The 25,028-nt window shown below is 58.5% G+C and carries 24 protein-coding genes and 2 pseudogenes; 11 read left to right on the forward strand and 15 right to left on the reverse strand.

Going from position 1 to position 25,028, the window contains the following annotated elements:
• Nucleotides 1-2 precede the first annotated feature (2 nt).
• From fliP to fliF, 4 genes and pseudogenes are all read right to left on the reverse strand, one after another.
• Nucleotides 3-734: pseudogene (gene fliP, locus ACR0J8_RS14115) on the reverse strand (flagellar type III secretion system pore protein FliP).
• Nucleotides 734-1,021 (reverse strand): FliM/FliN family flagellar motor switch protein, encoded by a 288-nt coding sequence (locus tag ACR0J8_RS14120; RefSeq protein WP_480522979.1) that lies wholly within the window; start codon nucleotides 1,019-1,021, stop codon nucleotides 734-736. The pseudogene fliP and the gene ACR0J8_RS14120 overlap by 1 nt, the downstream one beginning before the upstream one ends.
• Complete coding sequence (locus ACR0J8_RS14125) at nucleotides 1,014-1,610, reverse strand: FliH/SctL family protein (protein WP_480522980.1); 597 nt, start codon at nucleotides 1,608-1,610, stop codon at nucleotides 1,014-1,016. The genes ACR0J8_RS14120 and ACR0J8_RS14125 overlap by 8 nt, the downstream gene beginning before the upstream one ends.
• Nucleotides 1,610-3,205, reverse strand: coding sequence for a flagellar basal-body MS-ring/collar protein FliF (gene fliF / locus ACR0J8_RS14130; RefSeq protein ID WP_480890773.1), 1,596 nt, complete (start codon nucleotides 3,203-3,205; stop codon nucleotides 1,610-1,612). The genes ACR0J8_RS14125 and fliF overlap by 1 nt, the downstream gene beginning before the upstream one ends.
• Nucleotides 3,206-3,324: 119 nt before the next feature.
• Between fliF and ACR0J8_RS14135 the strand changes: the two genes are divergently transcribed.
• The 6 genes and pseudogenes from ACR0J8_RS14135 (at nucleotide 3,325) to ACR0J8_RS14160 (ending at nucleotide 8,805) form a co-directional block, all read left to right on the forward strand.
• Nucleotides 3,325-3,816 (forward strand): flagellar basal body-associated FliL family protein, encoded by a 492-nt coding sequence (locus ACR0J8_RS14135; protein WP_480522982.1) that lies wholly within the window; start codon nucleotides 3,325-3,327, stop codon nucleotides 3,814-3,816.
• Nucleotides 3,817-3,825: 9 nt separating this feature from the next.
• Nucleotides 3,826-4,344 (forward strand): hypothetical protein, encoded by a 519-nt coding sequence (locus tag ACR0J8_RS14140; RefSeq protein WP_480890775.1) that lies wholly within the window; start codon nucleotides 3,826-3,828, stop codon nucleotides 4,342-4,344.
• Nucleotides 4,341-4,926, forward strand: a pseudogene (locus ACR0J8_RS14145) (MotE family protein). Before ACR0J8_RS14140 ends, ACR0J8_RS14145 begins: the two are co-directional and overlap by 4 nt.
• 46 nt (nucleotides 4,927-4,972) lie before the next feature.
• A complete protein-coding gene (gene motA, locus ACR0J8_RS14150) occupies nucleotides 4,973-5,842 on the forward strand; it encodes a flagellar motor stator protein MotA (protein WP_480890778.1) in 870 nt (289 codons plus the stop codon).
• On the forward strand, nucleotides 5,839-7,977 hold the full coding sequence (locus ACR0J8_RS14155; protein WP_480890780.1) for a hypothetical protein: 2,139 nt from the start codon (nucleotides 5,839-5,841) through the stop codon (nucleotides 7,975-7,977). Before motA ends, ACR0J8_RS14155 begins: the two co-directional genes overlap by 4 nt.
• A gap of 498 nt (nucleotides 7,978-8,475) precedes the next feature.
• Nucleotides 8,476-8,805, forward strand: coding sequence for a hypothetical protein (locus ACR0J8_RS14160; RefSeq protein ID WP_170612952.1), 330 nt, complete (start codon nucleotides 8,476-8,478; stop codon nucleotides 8,803-8,805).
• Nucleotides 8,806-8,830: 25 nt separating this feature from the next.
• On the opposite strand, the gene ACR0J8_RS14165 is transcribed toward ACR0J8_RS14160, so the two are convergent.
• Both ACR0J8_RS14165 and trhO read right to left on the reverse strand, forming a co-directional pair.
• Nucleotides 8,831-9,373, reverse strand: coding sequence for an ion channel (locus tag ACR0J8_RS14165; protein ID WP_480522987.1), 543 nt, complete (start codon nucleotides 9,371-9,373; stop codon nucleotides 8,831-8,833).
• A gap of 41 nt (nucleotides 9,374-9,414) precedes the next feature.
• Nucleotides 9,415-10,320, reverse strand: coding sequence for an oxygen-dependent tRNA uridine(34) hydroxylase TrhO (gene trhO / locus ACR0J8_RS14170; protein WP_480890784.1), 906 nt, complete (start codon nucleotides 10,318-10,320; stop codon nucleotides 9,415-9,417).
• 96 nt (nucleotides 10,321-10,416) lie between these two features.
• On the opposite strand from trhO, the gene pncA reads away from it, so the two are divergent.
• On the forward strand, nucleotides 10,417-11,010 hold the full coding sequence (gene pncA, locus ACR0J8_RS14175; RefSeq protein WP_480522989.1) for a bifunctional nicotinamidase/pyrazinamidase: 594 nt from the start codon (nucleotides 10,417-10,419) through the stop codon (nucleotides 11,008-11,010).
• Here the strand turns inward: pncA and ACR0J8_RS14180 are convergent.
• Nucleotides 11,007-11,456, reverse strand: coding sequence for a hypothetical protein (locus ACR0J8_RS14180; protein ID WP_480890787.1), 450 nt, complete (start codon nucleotides 11,454-11,456; stop codon nucleotides 11,007-11,009). The genes pncA and ACR0J8_RS14180 overlap by 4 nt on opposite strands.
• A 272-nt stretch (nucleotides 11,457-11,728) precedes the next feature.
• Here ACR0J8_RS14180 and pncB point away from each other — a divergent pair, with 272 nt between their 5' ends.
• The gene (gene pncB / locus ACR0J8_RS14185; RefSeq protein WP_480522991.1) at nucleotides 11,729-13,021 is read left to right on the forward strand and encodes a nicotinate phosphoribosyltransferase; all 1,293 of its coding nucleotides are present in this window, start codon (nucleotides 11,729-11,731) and stop codon (nucleotides 13,019-13,021) included.
• Between the two features lies 1 nt (nucleotide 13,022).
• On the opposite strand, the gene ACR0J8_RS14190 is transcribed toward pncB, so the two are convergent.
• From ACR0J8_RS14190 to ACR0J8_RS14215, 6 genes are all read right to left on the reverse strand, one after another.
• Nucleotides 13,023-14,477: an aldehyde dehydrogenase family protein gene (locus ACR0J8_RS14190; protein WP_480522992.1), complete on the reverse strand. Its 1,455-nt coding sequence runs from the start codon at nucleotides 14,475-14,477 to the stop codon at nucleotides 13,023-13,025.
• A gap of 34 nt (nucleotides 14,478-14,511) precedes the next feature.
• Nucleotides 14,512-16,110: an ABC transporter ATP-binding protein gene (locus ACR0J8_RS14195; RefSeq protein ID WP_480522993.1), complete on the reverse strand. Its 1,599-nt coding sequence runs from the start codon at nucleotides 16,108-16,110 to the stop codon at nucleotides 14,512-14,514.
• Entirely contained in the window at nucleotides 16,107-16,922 is an 816-nt protein-coding gene (locus tag ACR0J8_RS14200; protein WP_170824956.1) for an ABC transporter permease, read from the reverse strand. Before ACR0J8_RS14200 ends, ACR0J8_RS14195 begins: the two co-directional genes overlap by 4 nt.
• Nucleotides 16,919-17,866: an ABC transporter permease gene (locus tag ACR0J8_RS14205; RefSeq protein WP_480522994.1), complete on the reverse strand. Its 948-nt coding sequence runs from the start codon at nucleotides 17,864-17,866 to the stop codon at nucleotides 16,919-16,921. The genes ACR0J8_RS14200 and ACR0J8_RS14205 overlap by 4 nt, the downstream gene beginning before the upstream one ends.
• A 40-nt stretch (nucleotides 17,867-17,906) precedes the next feature.
• A complete protein-coding gene (locus tag ACR0J8_RS14210) occupies nucleotides 17,907-18,941 on the reverse strand; it encodes a ligand-gated ion channel (RefSeq protein ID WP_480890792.1) in 1,035 nt (344 codons plus the stop codon).
• A gap of 96 nt (nucleotides 18,942-19,037) precedes the next feature.
• Nucleotides 19,038-20,513, reverse strand: a complete 1,476-nt coding sequence (locus ACR0J8_RS14215; RefSeq protein WP_480523170.1) for an ABC transporter substrate-binding protein — start codon at nucleotides 20,511-20,513, stop codon at nucleotides 19,038-19,040.
• A gap of 183 nt (nucleotides 20,514-20,696) precedes the next feature.
• Here ACR0J8_RS14215 and panB point away from each other — a divergent pair, with 183 nt between their 5' ends.
• The 3 genes from panB (at nucleotide 20,697) to glpK (ending at nucleotide 23,921) form a co-directional block, all read left to right on the forward strand.
• Complete coding sequence (panB, locus tag ACR0J8_RS14220) at nucleotides 20,697-21,536, forward strand: 3-methyl-2-oxobutanoate hydroxymethyltransferase (RefSeq protein WP_170807053.1); 840 nt, start codon at nucleotides 20,697-20,699, stop codon at nucleotides 21,534-21,536.
• Nucleotides 21,533-22,375 carry a pantoate--beta-alanine ligase gene (gene panC, locus ACR0J8_RS14225; protein WP_480890795.1) on the forward strand — a complete coding sequence of 281 codons (843 nt, stop codon included), beginning with the start codon at nucleotides 21,533-21,535 and terminating at the stop codon, nucleotides 22,373-22,375. The genes panB and panC overlap by 4 nt, the downstream gene beginning before the upstream one ends.
• A 67-nt stretch (nucleotides 22,376-22,442) precedes the next feature.
• Nucleotides 22,443-23,921, forward strand: coding sequence for a glycerol kinase GlpK (gene glpK, locus ACR0J8_RS14230; protein ID WP_480522997.1), 1,479 nt, complete (start codon nucleotides 22,443-22,445; stop codon nucleotides 23,919-23,921).
• A 13-nt stretch (nucleotides 23,922-23,934) separates the two neighbouring features.
• Here glpK and smpB read toward each other — a convergent pair whose 3' ends face one another.
• Both smpB and idi read right to left on the reverse strand, forming a co-directional pair.
• On the reverse strand, nucleotides 23,935-24,411 hold the full coding sequence (gene smpB, locus ACR0J8_RS14235) for an SsrA-binding protein SmpB (protein ID WP_170679982.1): 477 nt from the start codon (nucleotides 24,409-24,411) through the stop codon (nucleotides 23,935-23,937).
• Nucleotides 24,412-24,458: 47 nt separating this feature from the next.
• A complete protein-coding gene (gene idi / locus ACR0J8_RS14240) occupies nucleotides 24,459-25,001 on the reverse strand; it encodes an isopentenyl-diphosphate Delta-isomerase (RefSeq protein WP_170612928.1) in 543 nt (180 codons plus the stop codon).
• Nucleotides 25,002-25,028 lie beyond the last annotated feature (27 nt).

A 25,028-nucleotide genomic window follows, 5' to 3' on the forward strand; every position in this document is an offset into this window, starting at 1 on the left:
TGTCAGATCGCGTAACTGCGCACCAATGCGCCTGCGATCAGGGACCACCCGTCAGCGATCACAAAAAAGGACAGTTTAAACGGCAGTGACACGGTAGCCGGGGGAACCATCATCATGCCCATCGACATGAGAACCGCTGCGACCACAAGATCAATGATCAGCAACGGCAGGAAAATCAGAAATCCGATCTGAAAGGCCCGCGCAATTTCCGACAGCATGAAAGACGGCATCAGAACCGATACCGGCGCGTCCGGCGACAGCGCAATCGTGTCGCCGCCCGGACGCAGGGCCGCCATGGCGTGAAACGTGTCCGGGTCGAGTCGTGCGGCCATGAAGGCGCGAAATGGAACCAACGCACGTTCCAGCGCCGGTTCCACATCCATTGTCTCTTCAACCATCGGGCGTATTCCGGTTTCCCAGGCCTCGGTGAAAACCGGCTCCATGATGAAATAGGTCAGGAACAGGGCCAAGCTGACAATCAACATGTTCGGCGGTGACTGCTGCAGGCCGATGCCCTATCGCAATATGGCCAGAACCGTAACCAGAAACGGAAAGCAGGTGATCATGATGGCCAGTCCGGGCGCCAGACTCAGCACGGTGATCAACAGGATCAGCTGCACTGTGCGCGCCGAGATCGATCCACCCTCACCCAGCGACAAGGTCACATCCTGCGCCGCCGCCAAAGACGGGGTCAGCAGCGCCAGCGCCAAGGCAAGCCAGACCAGCGGACGCATCAACCGATCCCGCGCTGAAGGTCCGATATCTCGGTCAGGCGCACGGCCAGTTGACCGGCCTGATCGCCCTCCAATTCTTCCAGAAGCCCCCGCGCAACCAGCTGGTCGCCAACATACAGGTCAACGGGATCCTCGATACGCTTGTCCAGGGTCAGTACCGCGTTTTCGCCCAACGCCAGCAGGTCGCGGATCAATGGCCGCGCCCGACCGACCGAGACCGTCACTTCGATCGGGACGGTTTCAAACGGATTTGATTTGCCATTATTTAGGGTCTGATTTTCACTCATTTGACAATCCCTTTCTTGCCTCGAACAGATAAGCGTCGAATGCGTTGGAAATCGACGCCAGCAAGGCGTTGCAATCCACCTCCTGCTGCGACATGCCAACCTGCAGCCGCGCCTTCCCCGGTTCCAACGATGAATCCTCGATCACTTTTGGGGGTGGGCTCAGACCCGGCGGCACAAGAGCACCGACACCATCCGCCTGCCCCACAGGAACCAGTACTTGCATAGGCTGACCGATCTGCTCGCCAGCCAATTCGCACAACTGCTCCACCAGACGGGTACCAAAGCCCCGCTCCAGCGTTTCTGGCAGAACAAGACGGACGAGCCCCTCGAACATCGTCTCAAGTGACAGCGACATCCGGTTCAGCGCCTCGTGATAGGTGAAGGACATGTCTTCAAGCGACGCGGCCAGCGCAGCGGACGCCTGATCAAGGCTTTGCTCCTGCGCGGTCAGGGCATCCTCCCAACCTGCCTTGTAGCCGTGTTCAAATGCGGCAAGGCGATGCTCTTCCAATGCCTCCTCGTCCAGCAGATGCACCTGAGCACCACTGGCCTGTGCCGAGAAGTCTTCGAGAAGATGGGCAATGGACATCACACAGCCTCCTCACCTTCTTCAAGCCAGCTACGCAGAATTTCGACGGTTTCTTCCTGCTTTTCACCGATCATTGCGCGCAAGCGGTCAACCGGGTCAGCGCCGGCAGGCGACCCCAGCGCGGGAACCTCTGCCTGCTTCGCCTGACCGAGTATTTGCGCAAACTCTGCCCCATCCGCCGTCGCGATTTCACCAACAAGAAATGGAGCGGCCTCTGTCTCGAGCGTACGGTCCGCAGGCAAAAGCGCGGCGGCCGCAACCGGCTTTGTCAGAATCGGGCGGATGACAAACAACCCCAGGATCAGAGAGACAATCGCCAGCACCGCCATCTGAATCAGAGACATGGCGTCCAGATGGAGTTTCGGCCAGAAGGAACCGGAAACCAGCACTCCTTGCGGCTCTATCAAAGGCATATCCATCGATTTGAGTGTAATCACGTCGCCCCGCGCAGCGTCGAAACCAACGGCAGACGCGACCAGCTCGCGAAGCGCGTCCAGCTCGGTCTGCGGCAGTGGCACAAAGCTTTCCGCCCCTTCATCCGTCACTTCCCTGGAACCGTTGACGAGAACTGCCACTGTCAGTCTTTTGACCGCACCAGGGGCGTTATGCACTTCCAGTTCGGTCTCGGACACTTCGTAATTCACCCGTTCCCGGGTCTGGGTCGCAGTGGAGTTAGATTCGTCACCGCCCGCCGCGTCGCCATCCGGAAGGTTCGACGCGACGGTCACATCCGAGAACTGGTTTCGCGCACTGTCTGAACGTTCTTCTACATCCGTGCTGATCGCCACGCGCGTTTCAGGGTCGATGCGGCGTTCGCGGATCGATTCAGTTCTTGTCACCGTATCGACACTGACTTCGACCACTGCGTTTCCCGCACCAACGCGGGCCTCGACCAGGCGCAAAACCCGCTCGCGCAGGGTTCGGGCCTTGTCATAAGCCGTGTCTGCCGCGGCCTGACTTTCCTGGGCGCCGATCACCGCTCCGTTTGAATCGATAACCGCCACGTTTTCCGGGGTCAGGCCACTGACCGCCGACGACACCAGAAAGCGAATGGCACGGGCCTGATCTGCCGTAATCTGACCACCCGAAGGCACCAGATACACCGATGCTGTTGGCGCGGCGCGGCGCTGGAACGGGTTGGAAGAGCTGTTGGCGATATGAACACGGGCCTGACTGACATAGGCACTGCCGACGATGGTCCGGGCAAGCTCACCTTCCTTGGCGCGCCAGTAGGCGGCATCGAACATCTGCGACGTGGTGCCGAACCCGCTAAGCGAGTCGAGCAGTTCGTACCCGCGATTGCCGTTTGCAGGCAACCCCTCGCTGGCGAGCGTCATGCGCAGTTCATCCCGCTGCGTTCCGGGGACATAGATCGAACCACCGCGAATCTCGAATGCAACCCCGCGCTGATCCAGAGCCCGGACAATATCGCCAGCGGCCCCACTTTCGAGTCCGGCGTATAGCAATGTCATCGACGGTGCCGTCACCAGCCGGGACATGGCAAGAACCCCAAGAAAAACCAGCACCACCGCGCCGGCGACGACAATTTGCTTACGCCTGTCCAAATTTGCCCAGACAGTTCCGATCTGCTGCACGCTCACCTCCGACTCGCCGACATTCTGCCCGGCGCAACCTCTGTTTGGACGATTGCCCTTAACAATCGGTTAGTCACTGCGGGGTTATGACGGTGGCCGAACGGATGGATGAGGACGCCATGGCTGACGCAACGGCTGAAGAAAGCGAAGCATCGGTAAAACCCGGTAAAACAGGCCTGATAGTCGGGGCGGTTTTGGCCGTGCTCGGTACGGCCGGCGGGTATTATCTGGCAACGTCCGGCCTGCTACCGCTTGGTGACGACCGTACCGAATCCGATGAGGAAATGGCTGAAATCTCTGCCGAAGCAGTGCCCGAGATTGGCTTTGTCGACCTGCCACCCGCGATCATTTCGGTGGATGTCGGCGATTCGCGTCATCTGAGGTTTCATGCCCAGCTTGAAGTGAATGCACCCTACATCGGTGATGTCGAAAAGATGAAGCCCCGCATCATGGACGTTCTCAATGGTTATCTCCGCGCGATCGAAGTCGAAGATTTGGAGGATTCGCTGGCCTTGATCCGCATCCGGGGACACCTGCTGCGACGTATCGAAATTGTCGTGGGCAAAGGGCGCGTCCGCGATGTTCTGGTGATGGAATTTGTACTGAATTAGGAGGCGAAATTGGAGCTGATTGCGGATATTTTGCTTGTTGCAGGCGCTCTTGGCGCCGGTCTGTATTGTTTTGTGCTGTCGCGGCGGCTCCGGAAATTCACTGATCTGGAGCGGGGTGTCGGTGGTGCCGTGGCGGTTCTGTCCTCGCAGGCGGACGCGCTAAAAAGATCGCTTGAGTCGGCCCGGTCTGCCTCCGATCAGTCCGGAGTTGCTTTACAGGAGCTGACCCAGCGTGCCGAGTCCGTAGCCGGGCGGCTCGAACTGATGATGGCCTCGATGCATGATATTATCCCGGACAAGGGCAACGTTGGCCCGGATCCGGAAGACCCTGGGCCCAGAGAAGCCGAGCCAGAAAACTCCGCGGTTGAACCGGCGGTGGATTCGGAGACCCCGGCGCCACAGGGTCCCACAAAACAACCGGATACGGAGAAACACGAGGATATCGTGGTCGCACCTCAGCCTAAGGGTAACCCGGAAGGTCTGATGTTTTTCAGGCATGCCCGCAAATCAGGCGAGGCTACGCCATGAAACAACGAAAAACGCCAAGCAGGCGGGGTCGGTCTCGTGGCGGAGTATTGACTGTGATTTCCTTGCTGATGGTCGGGTCCGCTGTGATCCGATTGGGTCTGGAAGCCGGCCCCGCCCTTGCAAAGGCTGCCGACCCGTCTCAGCCACTGCTGCAACCTGCTTCTCAAAAGGCACCGGATGTTCAGGTTCTGCTGACCGAACTGCTTCGCCGGGAAGAACAGCTGGTACAACGTGAAAACACCCTTCTGAATAGGGGAAAAGGCCTTGGAAATAGCAGATCAGGCCATCGAATCCCGCCTGATTGCCCTGCAGCAGGCAGAACAGGACCTGCGAGCCACTTTGGCCATCGCCGACACAGCCGCCGAAAGCGATCTGAGCAAGCTTACGGACATGTACCAAAGCATGAAGCCGAAAGACGCCGCCGCATTATTCGAAACTATGGACCCGGTGTTCTCTGCAGGTTTTCTGGCCCGAATGCCTTCCGATGCTGCGGCCGGCATTCTTTCCGGGCTCCCACCCGAGGTCGCCTACACGGTGAGCGTCGTGATGGCAGGTCGCAACGCTTCGGCCCCCGAAGAATGATGAAACTATTGGTCGCACCCAAAACACATTTTGCCGGAGAACGCAGATGATCGGACTTGTAGGAATCATCGTCATTTTCGTCATGGTTTTCGGCGGTTATCTCGCAGCTGGCGGCAAGATGGCTATCATTATGAAATCATTGCCTTTTGAAATGATGATGATCGGCGGAGCCGCTGTTGGGGCATTTCTGATCAGCAACGACATGAGCGCAGTCAAGCATACCGCCAAAGACATGGGAAAGGTATTCAAGGGACCCAAATGGAAACCGCAGGATTACCGCGACCTGCTGTGCCTGTTGTTTTCCCTGATCCGCATGGCCAAAGCCAACCCGGTCGAGGTTGAACAGCATATAGAAGAACCCGAAAACTCTACTTTGTTTTCCGCATATCCGAAAATTCAGGCAGACCGGGAAGCGGTGGATCTGATCTCTGACACGATGCGATCAGCGGCCATGAATTATGACGATCCGCATCAGGTGGAAGAAGTGCTGGAAAAACGGATGGAGGCCAATTTCCACCATGCCATGCATTCCAGCTACGCGTTGCAGACCGTGGCGGACGGGCTGCCAGCATTGGGAATTGTCGCGGCGGTTCTGGGTGTGATCAAGACGATGGGATCGATCGACCAGCCACCCGAAGTTCTGGGAAAGCTGATCGGCGGCGCCCTGGTCGGCACGTTTCTGGGTGTCTTTCTTGCCTATGGCCTGGTCGGACCGTTCGCGGGGAAACTGAAAGCCGTGGTCGAGGAGGACAACCATTTCTACCAACTGACAAAAGAGGTTCTGGTTGCCAACCTGCACAACCATAACGCTGCAATGTGTATTGAAGTCGGACGACAAAACACGCCAACGCACAACCGCCCCGGCTTTGCCGAACTGGAGGATGCGCTGAAGGAACTCAAACAGGCGGCGGCATGATCCGGGGTGCTCTTCTCGCTATTTCTCTGTTCGTGGTCGCCAATTGTGCCGCGGCACAATCCGTCACGGTTCGATCCGGCGAACATGACGGGCACACGCGGCTTGTCGCGCAGGTGCCTCATGGAACCGAGTGGGCTTTGACCCAGAAAAAGAACGGTGCGCGTCTGAAGGTGACCATTGACGATGTCAGGTTTGAAACAGGGTCTGTCTTTGCCCGACTCTCAAGCGCCCGTTTGAGAACGCTTTCTCAGGCGCAGCCCGGTGCCGAACTGGACATGGAATTCGGGTGCGACTGTGCCGCGTCCGCCTTTCTGTATCAGAACACGATGATCGTCATCGATATTGCCCCGGTGGATATCCTGCCACCACTTGGCCCATTGTTGGTGTCCTTGCCAGACATCTCGCAGGGTTTCGAGCAAGAACAATCCGCGTCTGACCGGGCGCCAGAGCCATTTGCACTGCCGCTTCTTGAACAGGGATTGCAAAGAATAGAAGAACGGCTTTCTACGCGGTTCGTGCAAGGCGCGGATCGCGACATCCTTGACCTGAACCTTGCCGGTCAGGGACCGCGCCGGGTGCCTGAGGTTCACGATTTGGAAGATTTGCCGGACCTGGAGCCGAACTTCCGGGTTTCGTCAGTGCTGGAGGACTTGCCGGGCTTTCCGGTGCCGGACATTCCACCGGTGCCATCGCGCCCGCCCTGCCTGACACGCGCGGAAATCGGGTTTGATAGCTGGTCAGAGGGGCGTTCCTTTTCCGAACAGATAGCCGATCTGCGAGTCGGACTCTTTGAAGAGTTTGATCGTGTGGATTCGGAAACTGTCATTAAGCTGGCAAAACTATACGCTTTCCACGGTTTCGGAATCGAGGCTTTACAGGTGCTGGATCTGACCAGCCCGCAATCTTCCGATGGGGACCGGATCGCGGCCATTGCCCGGATCATTGACGATCAGACAGTCGCGGAACCGAACCCGTTCGAAGATCTTCAAGGGTGCGCCAGTGACGCCGCGCTCTGGTCGGTATTAAGTGAACAGACATTGCGGGCCGACGCTGATCTGAAGGCCATTGAACAAGCTTTTCCGCGCCTGCCAAACCATCTTCAGCGCCACTTCGGCCCTTCATTGGCGAATATCCTGGTGGAAGGCCAGAAACTTGAGGCGGCGCGGCGGATCCTGCGGACAATCGACAGAGTTGAGCCCGAAAGCCGGCCTGAGGTCAGTCGCGCGAAAGCTGCGGTTGCCAGTGCTGAAGGGGATGACCCGCAAACAGAGGCTTTACTGAACGAAGTCATCTCGTCACCAGATGCCGTGCTGGAAGCCCCGCTGGCGCTGGCGCAACTGATAGAAAAACGCTGGGGGGAAAGGGGTGCGGTCTCGGCTCAGGACGTCGATCTGGCGGCGGCATATGTGCGGGAGTTCCGGAGATCCGAAATTGGGTCAATGGTGATGCAGGCCCATGCAGTGGCGTTGAGCCTGAGTGACCAGTACGATGCGGCGGTGGATCTTGCCGAAAGCCTGCCTGCGGGTGAAGGCAGGGCGGGAACGCTGAACCAGGTTATGTTGATGGTGGCGGAACGCTCGGATGACGTGACATTCCTGCGTCGAACCCTAGGCTTGGCGGATGACTTCGTGTCGGATCTGAGCACCGAAACCGCCATCGCACTTTCCGATCGGTTGGCGACGCTCGGGTTTGCGTCAAAGGCCCATTTCTTCGCCAGCCGCCCGCAAGACAGTATCAAACGGTCGGAGCGTGCAAGTCTGAGGGCTCGCGCGGCCTTGCTGGGCGGGCGTCCTCATCAAGCCATGCTCGAGCTTGCCGACGATGATAGCGTTCAAGCCGACCTTCTTCGGATTGAGGCGGCCCGTACTGTCGGAGATTTCGTAAAAGCCGGTGAACTATCGAAGAAGCTTGGGACGCTGAATGAAGCCGATAGATATTTCTGGCTGGCCAATCTGACAGATCAAACAGCAGATCAAAACGGGCAGTTCGCAAAGATTGCCGCAACGACGCGGGCTTTGGCAAAACAACCAGCACGAAACCCGGCCAAACCGCTGGCAGATGCGGCATATCTTTTGAAAGATAGTGAAGATACGCGCCAAAAGATTGCCGAGTTGCTTGCCGCGCTTGATCCCTAACGAAAGCCACTGCCCACGATTGCATGAGTGGTTCGAGGGAATAGACGCATCGGCTGTTCGATCACAAACAGCACTGTAATGCCGTGGGAAAGGTAACTTTAGTCTTACCGGGCTTAATCTCTCCTTGCCTTTTCGGCAGCACTTTCTCGGTCGATTGATCTTGATGTACAGAGTCTGAGATTTCGAGAAACCGAGAGCTCCGGTCTTTTTTCATTTAGCAGACTGATCAAAAACGGGCCGATCCGGGCGCAATACAATTCGCGCGCATTGTCGCCGTTCAACCTGCCACTATCGGCGACGTGACCGAACATGGGTTGAATTCACACCGAATCGTTCCTTCATTTCCATTGGACGCAAAAAAAACGCGCCAAATTGCTCGCATGGCGAGGGGACAGGCTGGACAAATATCGGCTCAATCAGAAGCCGGTCAGCGGAAATCTTGAAAAGTTCCTAAAATGTTCTATATTTGTTCTCATGTTGAACGGAGGTTTTCGAGCTATGACCAACGCTGCCCGCCAAAGCTGGTTTGATGCGCCCAGCAACGACTATCACATGCTGCCGGTGACGGACCGGCAGATGCGCTATGCCCGTGCCATTGCGGAAAAGTCTGCTCTGGAAATTCCGGTTGAGGCGCAGCGGGACCGAAAATCAATGTCGGACTGGATTTCGGCACACAAACCTAACGATCCTTCACCCTTCGCCAATTACCCGACAGGCAAGCAGGTGGCCTTTGCAGAACGTATTTCACGCAGCAAACGCCGGCCTATTCCTTCCGAGTGCTTTCGCGACAAGCAACGCATGTCGCAGTGGATTGACAGCAACAAATAGACTCTGTTGCGAGGGTAATCAGGGGTCAGTGCGGATGCCTGTTGTGTTCGCGCCCATACAGCCCAACTGCCGCGGCCACGAACAGGCCCAGCAGAATGTAGCCGGTGATCGCCTCGGCCACTGCCAGGCCGCGGCACAGACCGGCGGGCTTCAGGTCTCCAAACCCAACGGTCGTGAAAGTCACATAGGAGAAATACAGCACATCGGCCGGACCTTTTGCGCCGACAACACACAGGTCATAATAGCCGAACGCGCCGTAAACCGCAGCGAACAGGAACGGCACCACCTGTATGAACGATATTCCCATCAACAACAGCTGACGACGGGGAGACGTGACCTGAGTCATGTAGTACCAGGTCTGCGAGATCAGCCACAGCACCAGCGCGCCCGAAGCAATCGTGCCAATTGTGTTCCCTGCCGTGGCCTCGTTGAGACTGGAAAGAGCGTACCAGGCCAGAAAGCTGACCAGAACCAGCCCGAAGGCGGCGGCCAAAGTCGATTTCCATTCTTCCAGCGTTCTTGGTTCGGTCGACATGGGTGTTCCGGACAGTTGCGTATGCGCGATCATCAGCGTTCCGGCGGAAATCGACAACCCTTAACGCGTGGCGATCAGTTTGCGCCCAAATGCGCGTCCCCACGGGCGCGGGCCAGTGCAATCTGTTTCTGCCGTTCGCGAAAGCGCATCTTGTCCGCCTCCGAGGTCTCACCGATGCAATGATGGCATGAAACGCCATGCTCGTATTCCGGCCGCTTCGTGTCATCCGGCAGAATCGGGCGTCGGCAGCCATGACACAGGTTATGCGGCCCTTCGACCAACCCGTGCCCGACTGAGACACGGTTGTCGAACACAAAACATTCCCCCTGCCAGGTGCTGTCTTCGGCCGGAACCTCTTCGAGATACCGCAGAATCCCACCTTTCAGGTGATAGACATCGTCGACCCCCTGTCCCAGCAGGTAGTTGGTGGATTTTTCGCATCGGATACCACCAGTGCAGAACATGGCGACACGTTTGTTGTGGAAACGGTCCTTGTTCGCCTCCCACCAATCTGGAAAATCGCGAAAACTGGCTGTTTTAGGGTCTATTGCGCCCTCAAAAGTGCCGATCGCCACCTCATAGTCGTTTCGCGTATCGATCAGTACAACGTCATCCGAGCGGATCAGGTCGTTCCAGTCTTCAGGTTCGACATAGTGACCGACGCGGGCCTGCGGATCGACATCCGGCTGGCCCATTGTCACGATCTCTTTCTTAAGGCGCACTTTCATCCGGCCAAAGGGCGGGTGATCCGACGAAGCCTCTTTCCATTCCAGATCGGCGCAGCCCGGAAGGGCGCGGATATGGGCCAGAACAGCATCGATCCCGGTTCGCGGGCCTGCAATTGTGCCATTGATCCCTTCTTGCGCCAGTAGCAGGATTCCTTTGACGGACTGCGCCTGACACAGTCCCAGCAATGGCTCACGCAGTGCGGCGTGATCGGCGAATCGGGTAAAGTGATAGAGAGCGGCGATTGTGTACATGCGCGCGATCTAATACCACCCGCGCAGAGTCGCAAGAGAACGGATTGACGCCCCCCATCTGCCCGCCTACCGATAGATCGACGGAAGGAGGTCCGCATGACTCATGCCCTGATCGTGATCGATGTTCAGAACGATTTCTGCCCCGGCGGCGCGCTTGCTGTTCCCGGCGGCGACGAAGTGGTTGTCCCAATAAATGACATGATGGACGATTTCGACGCGGTCATTCTGACCCAGGACTGGCACCCGGAGGGGCATTCGTCATTTGCAAGTTCGCATCCCGGACGGAACCCATTTGAATCGGTCGAAATGCCTTATGGCCCCCAGGTTTTGTGGCCGGATCATTGCATTCAGGGCAGCCAGGGCAGCGCGTTTCATGCGGAGCTCAGAACCGATGCAGATTTGATCATTCGCAAAGGATTTCGCCCTGCCGTCGACAGCTATTCGGCCTTTTTTGAGAACGACCAGAAAACACCCACCGGCCTGGAGGGGTATCTGAACACCCGTGGCATCACCAAACTGACGCTTGTCGGGTTGGCCACTGATTTTTGTGTTCAATTTTCAGCACTTGACGCGGCGCGTCTGGGATTTGGCGTGACTGTCAGGATGGCGGCCTGTCGCGCCATTGATCTGGACGGATCCTTGAAGGCGGCGGAAAGCGCGATGCACAAGGCCGGCGTCACCCTGATCTAAGGCGTCGCGCCGGCTGCTGCCAAAAATCTGAGCAAGACAATCAACAGCACAGCCAGACCCAGCGCGATTCCAATGCGCCAGGGCAGCGTCCGCCGTTTGGGCGGCACCGGTTGCGGTGCGCTTTCCGGTTCAGGCTGAATGTAGGGCAGCAACTGTATTGGTGGTTTTCGGCGGCGTTTTCCTTGTGGGCGGGCGGTTTTGATGCCGTTCAGAAACGCCCACAAATCAAATTCACCACAATACTCGCCCGCCAGGCCCGTGGCCTTGATATTGGCAAAAAGGCGCTGGATGACGAGGTTTCGCAAATCCTCGTCTTCTGCCCGGTAGATACCATTGGGCAAACTGCTGCTCCGGGTTTCAAAATCGAACCCGGCGTCCACAAACATTTTGCGGATATTCGGTGACGTGTCGCGCAGGGCTTCTGCCGTCTGAAAGTCGCGGAACAAGGCTCGGGCCCGCGTCTTCCCATTTTGCAAAGCTACTGTGTCCGCCTGAGCTGGCTCCACTTCGTCCTGTGCAATCGTTACAATATCAAAGTCGTACTCGAGACCCATTCACTAAACTCAACTCACATGTCCATCCCCTCTTTTCACTAACCCGTGAAAAGCACACACAATTTGCCCGCAATGTGACTGGACCTTGTCATTGTCACCAATTGGGCGACTCTTGCCATTCATCGTTCCGATTGATCTAACAATGGAAATCGCAGGAGTTCCACATGGTCGATATTGCGACACGCGTGTACAATCACAAATGGAAGATCGACCCGATTGTCCGGTCTTTGATCGACACGGACTTCTACAAACTTCTGATGTGCCAGTCAGTGTTTCGAAATAAGCCCCAAACGGACGTCGTTTTTTCGCTGATCAACCGGTCGAATCACATTCCGCTGGCGAAACTCATCGATGAAGGCGAACTGCGCGAGCAACTGGATCATATCCGCTCGCTCAGCCTCAGCCGCGGCGAAAGCACATGGCTGCGCGGCAATACTTTCTACGGAAAGCGGCAGATGTTCCGGTCGGATTTCATGGAATGGTTCGAAAACCTGCGCCTGCCGCCCTATCACCTGGAACGCAAAGGCGATCAGTACGAGCTGACCTTTGAGGGCAAATGGCACGAGGTCATGCTGTGGGAAATCCCGGCGCTGGCGGTGTTGATGGAACTGCGGTCGCGCGCGGTTCTGAATGACATGCGCCGGTTCGAACTGCAGGTACTATATGCCCGAGCGATGACACGGGTCTGGGAAAAGATCGAACAACTGCGCGGTATTGGCGGCTTGGGGATCGCCGACTTCGGAACCCGCCGGCGTCATTCCTTCCTGTGGCAGGACTGGTGCGTTCAAGCGATGATCGAAGGGCTGGGCAGTTCGTTCACCGGCACGTCGAACTGCCTGATCGCGATGCGGCGCGAGGTCGAGGCCATCGGCACCAATGCCCATGAACTGCCCATGGTTTATTCCGCACTGGCCGATAGCGATGCGAACCTGGCCCAGGCGCCTTATGACGTCCTGAGCGACTGGCACGAGGAACATGACGGCAACCTGCGGATCATTCTGCCCGATACCTATGGCACCAAGGGGTTTCTGGACAGCGCGCCCGACTGGCTGGCCGGATGGACCGGCATTCGTATCGACAGCGGCGATCCGGCCGCCGGTGCCGAGATTGCCATCGACTGGTGGAAATCCCGCGGCGAAGATCCGCGCCAGAAACGTATCATTTTTTCAGACGGGCTGGATGTTGCAAAAATTCAGGAATTGCACGGCCAGTTTGCGGAACGGGTCAACGTGTCCTTCGGTTGGGGGACCCTGTTGACCAATGATTTCCGGGGGCTCGTGCCAGATGATGCGCTGGCGCCGTTTTCGCTGGTGTGCAAGGCAGTTTCTGCCAATGGCCGACCGACAGTGAAGCTATCGGACAATCCCGAAAAGGCTATGGGTCCGGCGGATCAGATCGAGCGCTACAAGCGTGTATTCGGTGTTGGCGCGCAAAAGGCGATCGAAGTGATTGTCTAGATCATCGCCCGTGGAAAGCCGCCACTGTTTTCAGTTGCGAGAACCCGTACAGCGCCTCGAACCCTTTTTCGCGTCCGTGACCGGATTTTCCCACCCCGCCAAAGGGCAATTCGACCCCGCCACCTGCACCGTAATTGTTGATGAACACCTGTCCCGAACGCAATTGTTTCGCCAGCCGCATCTGCCGCGCCCCGTCGCGGGTCCAGATGCTGGCAACCAGACCATAATCGGTGCTGTTTGCTATATTTAGAGCCTGTTCCTCGGTGTCGAAAGGGATCAGAACCTGTACCGGGCCAAATATCTCGTCCCGGGCCAGGACGTGATCCGGCGGCACGTCCGAGAACAGGGTCGGGCGAACATAAGCGCCACTTTCCGGCGCACCCTCAGCGATCCGCCCCTGCGCCGCGATGTTCAGATCGGTACCTTTTTCAAGAAACCCGGTCACGATCTGCTTTTGCCGGTCCGAAATCAATGGGCCAACCCGCAAATCCTGCATCGCCGGTCCGACGGACAACTGTTCATAAGCTTCGGCCATACGCGACCGGACCTGATCGTAAATACCGCGCTGCACCAATATGCGAGACGAGGCGGAACAGGTCTGGCCAGCATTCTGAATCCCTGCGTTCACCAGAAACGGCAGCGCAGCATCCAGATCGGCATCGTCAAACACCAGTTGAGGGGACTTTCCGCCCAGTTCCAGCGTCACCGGCACCACGTTGCGCCCCGCCGCCTGCTGCACCAATGCGCCCGTGGCAACGGATCCGGTAAATGAGATGTGGTCGACATCCGGATGTGCCGACAGCGCCGCTCCGGCCTCGGTCCCAAGCCCGGGCACGACGTTCAGCGCACCGGGCGGCAAGCCGGCTTCAATCGCCAGATGCGCAAAAGCCAGCGCGGTCAGGCATGCCTCTTCTGCGGGTTTCAGAACACAGGCATTGCCCATCGCCAACGCGGCGCCCACAGACCGGCCGATGATCTGCATCGGGTAGTTCCAGGGCACGATGTGGCCGGTAACCCCGTGCGGCTCGCGCAGCGTGTAGACAGTATAGCCGTCCAGATACGGAATCGTCTGGCCCATGACCTTGTCTGCTGCGCCACCGTAGAACTCGCAATAGCGCGCCAATGCAACCGCATCTGCGCGAGCCTGGGTCAGAGGTTTGCCGACATCCATCGCCTCGAGAGCGGCAAGGTCTTCGACCTTTTCCAGAGCCAGTTGCCCCAAGCGAGTCAGAATACGTCCTCGGTCCAGCGCCGTCATTCGGCCCCACGCTCCATTCGAAGCGGACCGGGCCGCGCCAACAGCAGCATCGATATCCTGCTTCGTGCCGCGCGCAATCCGGCAGATTTCTGATCCGTCCGAAGGATTGGTCAGGGGCAAGGTGCCGCCGCTGATCGGTAATATCCACTCGCCTGCTATCAGACACCGAGTTGGGTCAAACCAGATCTGATCAGTCATTCAATGTCTCCAATTCAGGCTCTAACACGGCAGTTCACGCGGCACCCCGATTGTAATCCGGCAGCTTTGGCGCAGCGGAAATCAGCTTTTGCGTATAAGGATGCTGCGGATTGCTGAAGACGGCTTCAGTCTCACCCTGTTCAACAATTCGTCCGGATTGCATCACCATGACCCGATCCGTGACCGTGCGAACGACGCTCAGATCGTGGCTTATGAACAGATAGGTCAGATCATAGGTCGCACAAAGCTCGGCCAGCAGGTCAAGGATTTGCGCCCGAACCGATACATCCAGCGCCGAAACCGCCTCGTCAAACAGGATCAGCTCCGGCCGAATGATCAGCGCACGGGCGATGGCGATCCGCTGACGCTGCCCGCCCGAGAATTCATGTATGTATTTTCCGGCGTCACCGGGGCTGAGGCCAACGGCCGTCAGCATCTCGGAAATCCTGTCCTGCCGCTCTGATCCCGTCGGAGGGGTGTCCAGCATGTGAAACGGCTCGGTGATCAGCCGCCCGACACGATGGCGTGGGTTGAAGCTGCCAAAGGGGTCCTGAAACACCACCTGCATGTTACGGCGCACCGCAAGATTGGGCTTGTGGGCCGCAAAAACAGGCTGCCCGTTCAACAGAACCTGCCCACCCTGAACATCTTCAAGCCCTAGAATTGCCCGTGTTAGTGTCGATTTTCCACAACCGGACTCTCCAACCAGACCAAGGCGCTCACCCCGGCTGAGGGTAAAGCTGACGTCATCCACCGCCCGGTGGCGAGCCGGTGTTTCGAATAACCGCCTGCGGGGCAAACGGTAGTCACGAACGACATTTGTCACCTCCAGCAGCGGGCCCGGTCGAACGGGATCGGGAAGTGTGACCTGATGGTCCGAGGCTTCGAACAACATACGGGTATAGGGGTGCTGCATGTTCCGCAGCAGATCGTTCGTTGCACCCCTTTCCACCACTTCGCCATGGCGCATGACAATAATCTGGTCCGCCATGTCGGCGACAACCGCCAGGTCATGGGTGATCATCAGTAATCCCATGCCGTATTCGCGAACCAGCCCTTTCAGAAGGTCCAGAATCTGTGCCTGCGTGGTGACATCCAGTGCGGTGGTCGGTTCATCGGCGATCAGAAGCCGAGGGCGCAAGGCGATTGCCATTGCGATCACAACGCGCTGACGCTGACCGCCAGATAGTTCGTGCGGATAGCGCGACAGCGGAAACCGGTCGGGCGGCAGGCCGACGCGGGTCAGAACCTCTTGCGTTTGCTCACGGGTTTTGGCGGGTGACATCGCTTTGTGGATCAGAATCGTTTCCGTCACCTGATCACCGATCGTCATGACCGGGTTGAGCGCAGTCATCGGTTCCTGGAACACCATGCCGATGGCCGCGCCACGCAGGGCGCACATTTGGCTCTCGGATCGTTGCATCAGATCCTGTCCGTCCAGCTGAATGGTGCCGTTGGCCACCGCTCCGTTCGGCAACAACTGCATCACGGCCAGCGCGGTCATGGATTTGCCGGATCCACTTTCACCAGTTACGGCCACGATCTGTCCGGGATCAATTGTCAGGCCGACTTGTCTGAGGATCGGCGCGCCATGAATCGACAATGACAGGTTTTCGATTTGCAACAGGCTCATGTGCGGGCCACCCGAATACGTGGGTCCAGAAAGTCGCGCAGACCATCGCCCAGCAGGTTCAGCCCCAGAACCGTGACAATGATCGCCACCCCCGGAATCAGAGCCAAATGCGGGGCAAAACTGACCATCGTCTGCGCATCCGCCAGCATCCGCCCCCAGCTTGGCGTGGGCGGTTGCGCACCCAGTCCGACATAGGACAGGCCCGCCTCGGCCAGGATGCCAAGGCTGAACTGGATCGTGCCCTGCACGATCAGCAGATTTGCGACGTTGGGCAGGATATGTTCGATCGATATCCGCGCCGCACCCTTGCCCGAGACACGGGCGGCGAGAATAAACTCCCGCTCCCACAGCGACAGAGCCGCGCCGCGGGTAATTCGGGCGAAGACCGGGATGTTGAAGATACCAATGGCGATGATCGCGTTGATCGCACCGGCGCCAAAAACAGCGGTGATCAGGATGGCAATGACCAGCGAAGGGAAGGCAAAGACCAGATCGTTGCCGCGCATGATCACCTCGTCCAGCCAGGATCCTTTGCGGGCGGCCGCCGCCAGTCCCAAGGGCACGCCCAGCGCCATGCCGATGCCGACGGCCACCAGCGCCACCGCAATCGACGTGCGCGCACCGACCATGATCATCGAAAACATGTCGCGCCCGAAATGGTCGGTTCCGAACCAGTGCATTGAGTCCGGAGTCTGCAACTTGCCGGGGATGTTCAGCGTGGCGTGGTCGTAAGGCGTCCAGACAAATGACAAAAGGGCCGCCAGCAGAACCAGCGAGGACAGCGCAGTGCCGAGGATCAGGTTGCGGCTCATGTCCGGCTCCTTAACCTTGGATCAACAGCGGCGTAGGCCAGGTCGACCAGGAAATTGACGGTGATGACGGCGAAGACCAGCAGCATGACCACGGATTCCACTACGATCAGGTCGCGCGCCGAGATGGCCTGAAACACCAGTCGCCCTAGGCCGGGCAGATAGAACACTTGCTCGATGATGATCGAGCCAGCCAGAAGGAAGGAAAACTGCAGCCCGATGATGGTCAATACCGGGATCAGCGCGTTTCTAACCCCATGCCGCCACAGCGCCCGGCGGCGGGTCAGCCCCTTGGCCCGGGCAGTGCGCATGAAATCCTCGCCCAGAATGTCCAGAAGGGCCGACCGCATCACACGCGCCAGAATCGCCGCCTGCGGCAAGGCCAGCGCAATTGCAGGCAGGGTCAGGGAATGCAGGCCGGTCCAAAGGCCATCCTTCCATCCTGCAAACCCCCCGGCATTGAACCAGCGCAGGTTGATGGCGAAGATCAGCACCAGCATCATCGCAAACCAGAAATTCGGCACCGCGATGCCCAGCTGCGTGGCACCCATAACGGCCAGTTCACCCGGCTTGCCACGGCGGGATGCTGCGTAGATTCCGGCGGGAAAGGCGATCAGGGTAGACAGCGTCAACGCATAGAGCGCGAGGGGGAGCGACACCCAAAGACGATCCGCGATCATCTGGGAAACAGGTGTGCGATACGTGTAGGACGTGCCGAAATCCCCCACCAGCATGCCGCCGACCCAGTTCAGATACCGTTGCAGCTTTGTCCCATCCAGCCCAAGTTCAGCCCGCAGCGCCGCCAAAGTATCGGGCTGTGCATTCACGCCTAGCATGAAAGAGGCCGGATCACCCGGCGCGACTTCGATCACCGCGAAGATGACGACCGAGGCGACGGCGAGGCTGATCAGCAAAGAAATCAGACGTTTGAGGGCATAGCGCAGCATCAGGACCACGTTAGGGGCGCATACCGCACGGGTCCAGCACCTAAGGTGTCATCAGAAAGGCAAAAACCGCATAGCCGACGATGGCTGCGTAACCCAGCGGGTAGATCCACTTGATCGCATAGTTGTCCAGGTTTCGTGCCGCGTCCTCGCGACCGGACACTTTCAGTTTGCGCAGCGCAACATTGAACACGATCAGTGCCCCGGTCATCAGGAACATGCATTGCAATATGAAGTCCAGAAAAGTCAGGTAGCCCAGCTTGGGCAGGTCGGCAGAAATGGCCCAGTTGAAGGCCACGAATACCAGCAGGTTACCCCCGGCGATCTCGATCCGGCGGCGGTATTCATCCAGAAAAAACAGCGCCCAGCCGACAGAGATCAGCACCAGCATCGGCAGGAATACCCGGATCACATAATAGGTCAGGTGCCGGTGACCCTCGAAGGCAAGCGCGATCTGGTCACTGTCCCGGCCGGACAGTCCGATCACGGTCGAGTGCTCGACCCGGGCGTTGTCCAAAATCCACTCTTCCTCGCCCAGCAGATCGCCGAGGCCTGAATACGCCTCGAGCGGGTAATAGGACACGTATTCAGTCGGAAAAACCGAGACGACTTCGAAATAGAACTGCTGCGTGTCGAAGGGGTATTTCCGGAAATCGAAATGCGGGGCCTGCAAGGTCAGCGAGGATTTCTCGGCATAGACAACATGCCCGTCATGGCGCACCGAGGCGGCGGCTTCATGGACCCACTTGTTGGATTGCTGATTATGCACCACAAACGCAGGCAAAACCGCCCCCAGTTCGCGGGCGTGATTGGCCAGCACCGAAGGGTTGAACACCTGAATTTCTCGTCCGACGTCATCCCGGTCAAAGGCCAGCGTCGGATCGGTCCATTCGGCCCTCAATATGACGACGGCCCCATAATTTTCAGCCTTCTGATCCACGCTTGTGATCTGATCGATCCGGATACCGATCCCGACCTGGAGCGGGTTTTCCGGTGTCCCCTTCAGCGCGTGAAGCCCGCCGCCCAGCGTGTTCTGCGCCAATGCCGGCCCGCCCCCGATCAAAGAGAGGTATGTCATCACAGCCAGGAGACATATGACGCGGACCAGTTTCACATTCGGGCTCGCTTTGAGTTGAGGATCACCGAGGCCGCCAGACGCGGCCCCGGCGTGATATTATTCTGACCAGCTGATCCCGGTCAGATCAATTGCGGCGGTGGGCGCATTCTGCCACAGCCCTTGCACTCCGGCCCGGGCCACGCCCAGCTTTGCCAGCTGGAACAGATATCCATTGACGTAGTCATTGGAAATCAGCCGTTGCGCCTCGCCCAGAAGCCGTGCGCGTTCGTCAGGATCGGTCGTGGAATTCAAGGTATCCATCAGAGCCTGAAAATCAGTGCTGTCATACTGGAAATAATAGTCGGGGCGCGCATAGATACCGATATCCATCGGTTCCGTGTGGCTTACGATGGTCAGGCCGAACTCTTTGCCTTTGAACACCGTCTCAAGCCATTGCGCCCATTCCACGTTGATGATTTCGGCCGTTATACCGACCTCGGCCAGCTGCGCGGCAATGATTTCACCGCCACGGCGGGCATAAGATGGCGGCGGCAGATGCAGCGTGGTTTCGAACCCGTTTTCCAGACCCGCCTCGGCCAGAAGCGCCTTTGCCTTTTCAGGGTCGTAGGCAGAATTGCCGGTCAGATCCACATAAGCCGGGTTGTGCGGCGCGAAATGAGTGCCGATTGGCGTGCCGTATCCGAACATGGCGCCGTCAATGATGGCCTGACGATCAATAGCATGAGCCAGCGCCTGGCGAACGCGAATGTCATCGAACGGGGTCAGCTTGTTGTTCGTCGACAGAATCGTCTCGCCCTCGGTCGAGCCGACCAGAACCTGAAACCGCGGATCGGCCTCGAACTGAGGCAGATTCTCGGGAGCCGGGTAAATGTCGAAAACGTCCACATCCTCGGCCATCATGGCGGCAAAGGCAGCGGTCGGGTCCGAGATAAACTTGAAGGTGGCCGTTTCCAGCGCGGGCTGGTCACCCCAGTAATCAGGATTGCGGTTCAGCGTAATGCTGTCGCCCTGAACCCAATTGCCAAAGGTATAAGCGCCGGTGCCGACCGGATTTGTCTTGATGTTTTCTATGCTTTCGGGCGCAACGATCACCGCGTCGCCCCAGGCCATGTTGAACAGAAAATTGCCATTGGGTTCCGACAAGGTGACTTTGACGGTCAGCGGGTCAACAACCTCGACATCCTGAATTCCGGCGAACAACGCCTTCTGCGCATTGGCGCTGTCTTCGGCGCGGGCGCGATCCAGGCTGAATTTGACGTCCTCGGCATCCATGGTCGTGCCGTCATGGAACGTCACCCCGTCGCGCAGCGTGAAGGTGTATTCGGTGCCATCATCCGAAATCTCCCAGCTTTCCGCCAAACCCGGGACAACAGATCCGTCACCCATGAAACGGGTCAGGCCCTCGAAGATATTGGTGTAAACGACCGAATCTATCGCTTGTGCTGCCGCGCTTGTCGGGTCCAGATGCGGCGGCTCAAGCTGCATCGCTATTGTGATATCTGATTTGGCCAGAGCCTGGCTGGCAAACAAGCTGGCACTGACGGCCAGTGCTGACACAAAGGGTCGAAACATCTGTATTGTCACGAAATTCACTCCCCACTGAAAACAGACCGGCTCATGCTGTCACCGGCTTTATTGATAACAATGTCACTCTAAACCTCGGGTCATTCAAGGAAATGTTCGCGCAACCGGGGTTTCTTCGCCAGCGCGCGATCTGCTATGCTGCACTGCAACATTGACCCTGCAGGAACGAGCATGAGCGCCACAGCCCGCAAAAAAGCCCCAAATGCCGAGGATATTCGCGCCCGAAAAGGCGGTGATCCGTTGGTCAGCCTGACCGCCTATACCACTCCGATGGCGCGGCTGATGGATGCCCATTGCGATTTTGTTCTGGTGGGCGACAGCGTCGGCATGGTGCTGCACGGGCTGGAATCGACCCTTGGGGTAACGATGGAGATGATGATCCTGCATGGCCAGGCCGTCGCGCGCGGGTTGGAGACGGCCTTGATGGTCATCGACATGCCCTTTGCCAGCTACGAACACGACCCGGCACAGGCGTTCAAGAACGCGGCCCGCCTGATGGCAGAGACCGGCGCGGGCGCAGTCAAGCTGGAAGGCGGCGTTGAGATGGCCGAGACGATCCGCTTTCTGGTCAGGCGTGGCATCCCGGTGATGGCTCATATCGGCCTGACGCCGCAATCGATCAACACTCTGGGCGGCTACAAGGTACAGGGCCGAGATGATCAGGCCCACGCCGTGCTGGCCGACGCCCATGCCGTCGCCGAAGCCGGCGCATTTTCCGTCGTGTTAGAGAAAGTCCCGCAAGGGTTGGCCGACCGCATTACGGCTGAGATTGCGATACCGACAATTGGTATCGGTGCGTCCGCCGGGTGCGATGGGCAGATCCTCGTGGTAGACGACATGGTGGGCTTTTTCACCGCTTTCAAACCGAAATTCGTCAAACGGTATGCCGAGCTTGGCCCTCTGGCCGAGGCTGCCATTGCCGAATACGCCGCCGAAGTGCGGGCGCGGACTTTTCCGGCGGACGAACATGTCTTTGCCGACCGGGCGCCGTCCAAAGGACCCGGGAAATGACCGCTCCAATCCTTCGCCGTCTGGCGGATTTGCGCGCGCTGACCACCGATTGGCGCCGCAAGGGCGAGGTGATCGGGGTTGTTCCCACCATGGGTGCGTTGCACCAAGGGCATCTGTCACTGGTCGAGGCCGCGAAGGCGGGCACCGACAGGGTGATCGTCACGATCTTTGTGAACCCCAAACAGTTCAACAACCCCGAGGATCTGGCCAATTATCCGCGCACCGAAATCGAGGACGCGCAGAAACTGGCCCCATTGCGTGTCGACGCGATCTATGTGCCCGAGCCCGAGGAAATCTACCCGCAGGGCTTCGCCACCAATGTATCTGTCATGGGTCTGACCAATGTGCTTGAGGGCGAATTCCGCCCCGGTCACTTCGACGGAGTCGCCACGGTGGTCGCAAAACTGTTCCTTCAAACACAGTCAGATCGAGCCTATTTCGGGGAAAAAGACTATCAGCAACTGTTGGTCGTTCGCCGGATGGCACGGGATCTGGATATCCCCATCGAGGTGATCGGCTGCCCCACGGTCCGCGAACCCTCGGGTCTTGCCATGTCCTCGCGCAATCTGCGCCTGTCACCCGAAGGGCTGAAAACTGCCGCGAACATGAGCAGGGTCATGCAGGAACTGGCGGACGCGCTGGATGGCGGGGTAGCTTTCGATCCGCTGGCTTCGAAGGCGCGCACTGCCCTGCTGGCTGCTGGCTTTGCGCAGGTGGAATATTTGAAACTGCACTGCGCCGAGACACTGGAACCCTTGAGCCATGCTGAGCGGCCTGCCCGTCTGCTGGCAGCGGCCTGGCTTGAAGGTGTTCGGCTGATCGACAACATTCCTGTCTGAACGCTCTGGCACGATTGTCATTGTTTGCGCTAAAGTCCTGCAAAACCAAACGGGAGAGGGCGCAGGCTTGACCTATATTCTTGCCATTGATCAGGGCACCACATCATCGCGGGCCATTTTGTTCGACACGGGTATGCAGCGCGTCGGCACCGCGCAGCACGAATTTACCCAGCACTTCCCGCAGGAGGGCTGGGTCGAGCATGATGCCGAGGAAATTTGGGAAAGCGTCCTGCGTGTCTGCCGCGAGGTGATGGACAACACCGGCGTAGCCGCAGATCAGATCGCGGGCATCGGTATCACCAATCAGCGCGAAACCACCGTCGTCTGGGACCGCGCCACAGGCAAACCCATTCACAACGCCATCGTCTGGCAGGACCGCCGGACCGCCGAGATTTGCGCCCGCTACAAGCAGGCCGGTTGTGAAGATGACGTCACCGCCCAGACCGGTCTGCTGCTTGATCCCTATTTTTCGGGCACCAAGGTAAAATGGCTGCTGGACACCGTAACCGGCGCGCGGGAACGGGCCGAAGCCGGAGAGTTGATGTTCGGCACCATCGACTGCTTCCTGATCTGGCGCCTGACGGAAGGACGCAGCCACGCCACTGACGCAACCAACGCCGCACGCACTCTGCTATTTGACATTCACAAGGGTGAGTGGAGCGCCGAGATCTGCGATCTGCTGGATGTACCGATGAATATGCTGCCGAAAGTACATGATTGCGCGTCGGACTTCGGAAATACGTCTCTATTTGGTGGCAATATTCCAATCCTGGGCGTGGCCGGGGACCAGCAGGCCGCCACCATCGGACAAGCCTGTTTCCAGCCCGGGATGATGAAGTCAACCTATGGCACGGGTTGCTTTGCGCTGCTGAACACCGGACCAACGCCGGTCAAATCCAACAATCGCCTGTTGACCACCATCGCTTATCAGCTGGACGGTCAGCGGACTTACGCGCTGGAAGGGTCGATCTTTGTCGCCGGGGCGGCGGTTCAATGGCTGCGCGACGCGCTCAAGATTATCGACTCGGCGCCGGAAAGCGGAGAACTGGCACAGCAGGCCGATCCCAACCAGCATGTTGTGCTGGTTCCGGCCTTTACCGGCCTTGGGGCACCCTATTGGAAGCCGGATTGCCGCGGCGCGGTGTTTGGCCTGACCCGCAATTCAGGCCGCGCCGAGTTTGCCAAGGCTACGCTGGAAAGCATCGCCTACCAGACGCGCGACCTGTGGCATGCCATGCAGGGTGATTGGGGCGCGGATACTGATGTCACCCTGCGCGTCGATGGCGGGGCGAGTGCATCGGATTGGGCGATGCAGGGCCTGTCGGATTATCTCGGCGCCGAGGTTGACCGCCCTGTGATGCAGGAAACCACCGCCCTGGGTGCTGCCTGGCTGGCCGGGATGCGCGCCGGCATCTACCCGGAGCAGCAGGGATTCTCGGAAACCTGGGCGCTGGATCGCCGGTTTGAACCGGAAATGTCCGCCGAAGACCGCGATGCTGCCTATGACCGTTGGAAACGTGCCGTTTCTGCCGCAATGGCGTTCTGAAACCAGTGAAGGATCAGCTGTGATCCTTCATCAACCGCTGCTTCTGCCGTGACCAATCGCGCTTGGCCTGGGTTTCGCGCTTGTCGTGCAGCTTCTTGCCCTTGGCGATGCCGATCTTCAGCTTCGCGCGGCCCTTGTGGTTGAAATACAGAACCAGCGGCACCAGTGTCATGCCTTTGCGCTGGGTCGCGTTCCACAGGTTCGACAATTCCTTGCGCGAAACCAGCAGCTTACGCCGGCGGCGTTCTTCGTGTTTGAAGACCTTGGCCTGTTCGTAGGGCGCGATGTAACTGTTGATCAGCCACAATTCTCCGTCATCGACCGAAGCATAGCTTTCGGCGATGTTCGATCCGCCAGCGCGCAGGGACTTGACCTCGGACCCCTCCAGCACGATGCCGCACTCGAGATCGTCCTCGATCGCGTAATCGAAGCGGGCACGCCGGTTTTCGGCGATGACTTTGTAGTTCGGGTCTGTCTTCTGTTTGGCCATGACGCGTTGATTTAGGCGGCTTGGGCGGACCTTGCAAGCCGTAGACGTCAGGATGGCGCCGAGATGATCAGATCGGGGCCAAAAATCGTGTCAGAGTGGTTGTGCAGATAAATCTTCAGCCACGGCGTAAACCGGGATGGGTGGCGCTGCACCTCGGCCAGAAGATCGTGATAATCGATCCAGCGGATCTCCATGACTTCTTCCGGATTAGGCTCGATTTTCAGAGAACCACGAGCCCTGGCCAGAAACACGTCGACCACTTCATGTTCGATCATGTTATTGCCGACATCGGCGTGGTATTCCAGCCGATGACGGTATTCCGGGTATAGCCCTGTAATCCCAAGTTCCTCGCGCAGACGGCGCACAGCGCATTTGGATGCGGTTTCACCCCAGTCAGGATGTGTGCAACAGGTGTTCGCCCACAGGCCCGGCGTGTGGTACTTTCCCAACGCCCTGCGCTGCAGCAGAATCTCGGTCCCGCGCACGACAAAGACCGACACCGCCTTGTGCCGCAGGCCCTTTTCATGCGCCTCAAGCTTGTCGACGGGGGTCAGTTCGCCATCGACCCATGCCGGGATCATGATACCCATTTGTTGTCTCCTGCTGCCAATCCGCCT

The organism is Ruegeria sp. N11 (assembly GCF_056531525.1).